The sequence below is a fragment of the Clostridium sp. genome (assembly GCF_051654825.1).
Taxonomy (GTDB): domain Bacteria; phylum Bacillota; class Clostridia; order Clostridiales; family Clostridiaceae; genus Clostridium.
In genome coordinates this window covers 1-4064 of record NZ_JBOFYU010000280.1, presented here as the reverse complement: position 1 = coordinate 4064, position 4064 = coordinate 1, and the positions used below count along the sequence as shown (strand labels likewise).

Sequence of the window (4064 nt, the reverse complement as noted above, 5' to 3'; positions counted from 1 at the left end):
CTATATATTTTAATATTTTTTATAATTAATGTCAATAAGTTTATTTTATCTGATTATATCTTAATAATTAAAATGATTTTACTACAAATTTTAAGATTTATTTTTAGTTATATGGGTATTTATTTATTATTACAACTTGAAATATAGTGTAAGTAATTAGATAGTATTTATAGTATTTTAAATATACTCTTATAATCTATATAAAACTTGGAATACTAAATATATAGTTGTAAAAATTATAGTAATTGAAGTAGTTTATCATAGAATTATAGGAGTGTATATAGAACTATGGAAGTAGTTAAAGTAAAAACGGAAGATGCAAAGGAAAGATACTTTGTAGCAGATGACAATGGATTACCAATAGAACCTATATTAAAGTTTATTAGATTTAAAGACAATACTAGCTTTGCAAGGAATACTCTAAGAATGTACTGTCAGCATCTAAAACTTTACTTTGAGTATTTACAACAAAAAGAGTTAGATTTTCAAAAAGTAACTATTGATGATTTAGCCTTATTTGTTAATTGGTTACAAAATCCATACAAAAGTCTGAAAGTTATTCCTACACATCAAGTAGAAACAGCAAGAAGTCCAAGAACAGTAAATATTATAATTAATACTGTATTGACATTTTATGATTATATTTTAAGACATGAAGAATATAGTAACAACATTTCCGATAGGTTAAAGATGTTTGTGGCTACGCCAAGTAGGAACTTTAAAGGTTTCTTATATGGAATAGCACACGAGCAAAAGAAAGTAACAAGTAACATATTAAAACTAAAAGTTCCTAAATCTAAACCAAAGATATTATCTAAAGAAGAAATAGGAACACTTATAAGAGCCTGTAATAACCTTAGAGATAAGTTTCTATTAACATTGTTGTATGAAACCGGTATGAGGATAGGCGAAGCCTTATCTTTATGGATTGAGGACTTTGATATAAGTGATATGGTTATAGATTTACAAGACCGAGGGGAACTTGAGAATAATGCAGAAATAAAGACAGTATCAAGTCCTCGAAGAATAGATATATCCCAAAACTTAGCAGATATCTTTATGGAATATTTAGTAGAATATCACACAGAAGACGTTGAAACTAATCATATATTCATTAAATTAAGTGGAAGTAACAAATATAAACCTATGAATTATACTGATACAGATAATTTATTTAGGACATTAAAGAAAAAGACAGATATATATGTTACACCACACATGTTTAGGCATAGTTCATTAACATTATTAAGGATGGCTGGATGGCAACCTGAATTATTAAGAATAAGAGCAGGACATAAAAATATTTATACTACTTTAAACACTTATATACACCCTTCTGACGAAGAAATTACCAATGAGTTTAATAAAACTCAACCTAATTTAGATTTAGACATTTATAGCGAAGGGGATGAATAAAGTGAAAAATTTACAAGTGATAAAAAGTAATAAACAAAGTAAGTATGATGAAATAATTGATTATCTTAGTCAAGATGATGGATATTGGTTAGAAAATGATATTTGGAACATTAAAGATGGAGTTTTCCAAGACACCGAGTATAAGGTGAGTGTTAAAAATATCAAACTTGGCTTTATAAAAAATAAAGTTATCAAGAATGAGATTAAATATTACTTAGTTTATTCTCTAAAAAACAAATATCTTAAACTAAGTAAAATATTAAATGAGCATCAATATGCTATTGGTTATTTAATTAAATATATTGAAAAGTATTATCCTAATATAAAATCATTTTATGAACTTGATATGGATAATGTTAAGTGGAAATTATTTATGATTAATAGCGGGTTTTCATTAAATAACAAAGATGAAATTCATAATACGGCTTATCGTGGTATAGGTAATGAAGTTTCTTTGTTTATTAAAGATTTTTATGATGTTAGAGAAGAAACTGAAAAAGATATATGGTATTCAAAAAATATTCAAGGTGCTAAAATACCTGCAACTGGAGTTAAGGGTAGTTCAGTATCGCTAAACTTCAATATGATACCTCTATACTATAAAGATACGGTTAAACATTATCTTATAACGATAATAACTAAAAAATCATGGAGTCATTGCTATGAAACATTAAAACATATAAATTACTTCTTTAATATATTTTATAAAAATGGATATAAAGATGCTTTCTTGAAAGATATATCAAGGAAGGACATAGAAAAATATTTATATTGGGTTAATAATGACTTAAAAGATAGAAATAATCATTATAGAAGTAAATTCGTATCTTATATAAGAACTTTTTTAGAATATATACAAATGGCTCAATATGATAAAGCACCAGAAAAAGAAGTTTCGTTACTAATATTTCAAGACGATATTCCCAAAAGAGATACAATGTCAGTACAAGTTAAGACTGCTAAATTTATTCCAGAACCAATATTAAAACAATTAGATAATAATATTATGGATTTAGATAGACCTCAATTTATATCTATTTATATCCTACTTCGTGAAACGGGATGGCGTGGTACTGATATATTGAACCTTAGATATGATAATTGTTTAGAGCAAATATGGAATAACAAAGAAGAAAAGTATAACTATTATCTTTGTGGTGAAATAACTAAAACAGGTATAGCACAACTTAAAATACCTATAAGAGATAAGGTTGCTGAAATGGTTCAAAAGTCTATTGATAAAGCAAAAGAATTAAGTACAAACGAAAATAATCCTAAGAAGTATTTATTTAATACTTATAAAGGAAAGTTAAAAGGAAAACCATTAGCGAAAGCTACGCTTTTGTATACGCTTAAAAAGCTAATAGTTCAAAAAGATATTAGAGATGTTAATGGTGAGTTATATCACTTTAGACTTCATTCTCTAAGACATACAAGAGCTAAAGAATATGTAGAACAAGGTATGGGGATAAGTGTTATACAACAGATTTTAGGACATCAGAGTCTACAAATGACAGTTCACTATGCTACTGTATCAGAAAATATATTATATGAGAAATGGAAGAATACAGAGGATTTAGAATTATTCAAAGTTGATACTACAACTAATGAACTTATTGAAGTAGACACTTCTTCTGCCGAAGGTGAAAATCTTATTAGGTATGAATATGTTAAAAAGAATTTAGATGCTGTTAGAGTTCCATTCGGAGTATGTTTTAAGGCTTCTAAATTGCCTTGTAAACAACAGATAAACCATTGCTTAACTTGTGCAAGTTTCTGTACTACTGTTGAAAATATACCTGAATATGAAGAAGAAATAGAAAAGGTTAAGCAACAAATTGAAATCAGTAATAGATGCGGTAGAGAACTTTGGGCAGAAAAGAATAAACAGTATTTAAATATATTAGAGCAAACATTAGAAAAAGTTAAAGAACATAAATTAGTTCATAAGAATGGAAAGTCAAGGGAGGATATAGTTTAATGGCTGATAATACTAAAGGATTAAAAGAATATGCAAAACAAAGATCGCAAATGGCTTTAGATAAGGTTGATAAGGCTATTAGAGAACTCTCTTTGACAGAACAAAAAATTAATTTTAATAGTGTTTCTCAACTTAGTGGAGTGTCTAAGACATTCCTCTATAATAATCAAGAAATCAAAAAAAGAATTGAAGAACTTAGAGATAAGCAAGTAAGTAAAACTATAAATCAAAGAGCCAAATATGATAAAACATCAAAATCAAAAGATATTATCATAATGGCTAAAGATAAAAAGATAAAAGAATTAGAAGAAGAAAATAAAAAACTAAAAGAACAATTAGAAGTTGTTAGAGGTAAGTTATATGAAAAATTATAGACTACATAAATTATATGTAGTTTATGTGTAAAACGATTAAAATACAATATCGTGTTAGTCAGTACACGATATATTGCTTGGAGGTTTTGTAAAATGAAAAAATTTGAAATAAAGTTAAAAGTAGGAGCAGATAACGGGAACTCGGAGCAAGATATAATAATTAATGGAGTTCAATTGCAACAAGCGGATGTATACGGTAGAGTAATAGGAAAATTAAACTTAGAGGAATTGGATCAAGAGACTTTTGTAAATAATTTAGAAGATAATTTAGTAATAGGAATAGCAACTTCAAG

General features: G+C 26.8%; 3 protein-coding genes and 1 pseudogene. All 4 read left to right on the top strand.

The window, feature by feature from the left end:
* Window positions 1-288 precede the first annotated feature (288 nt).
* Window positions 289-1416 carry a tyrosine-type recombinase/integrase gene (locus tag ACRDBA_RS16860; RefSeq protein WP_438574095.1) on the top strand — a complete coding sequence of 376 codons (1128 nt, stop codon included), beginning with the start codon at window positions 289-291 and terminating at the stop codon, window positions 1414-1416.
* On the top strand, window positions 1409-3397 hold the full coding sequence (locus ACRDBA_RS16855; RefSeq protein ID WP_438574094.1) for a tyrosine-type recombinase/integrase: 1989 nt from the start codon (window positions 1409-1411) through the stop codon (window positions 3395-3397). Before ACRDBA_RS16860 ends, ACRDBA_RS16855 begins: the two co-directional genes overlap by 8 nt.
* A complete protein-coding gene (locus ACRDBA_RS16850; protein WP_438574093.1) occupies window positions 3397-3771 on the top strand; it encodes a DUF6262 family protein in 375 nt (124 codons plus the stop codon). The genes ACRDBA_RS16855 and ACRDBA_RS16850 overlap by 1 nt, the downstream gene beginning before the upstream one ends.
* Before the next feature lie 93 nt (window positions 3772-3864).
* Window positions 3865-4064: pseudogene (locus ACRDBA_RS16845) on the top strand (hypothetical protein); the annotation flags it as partial.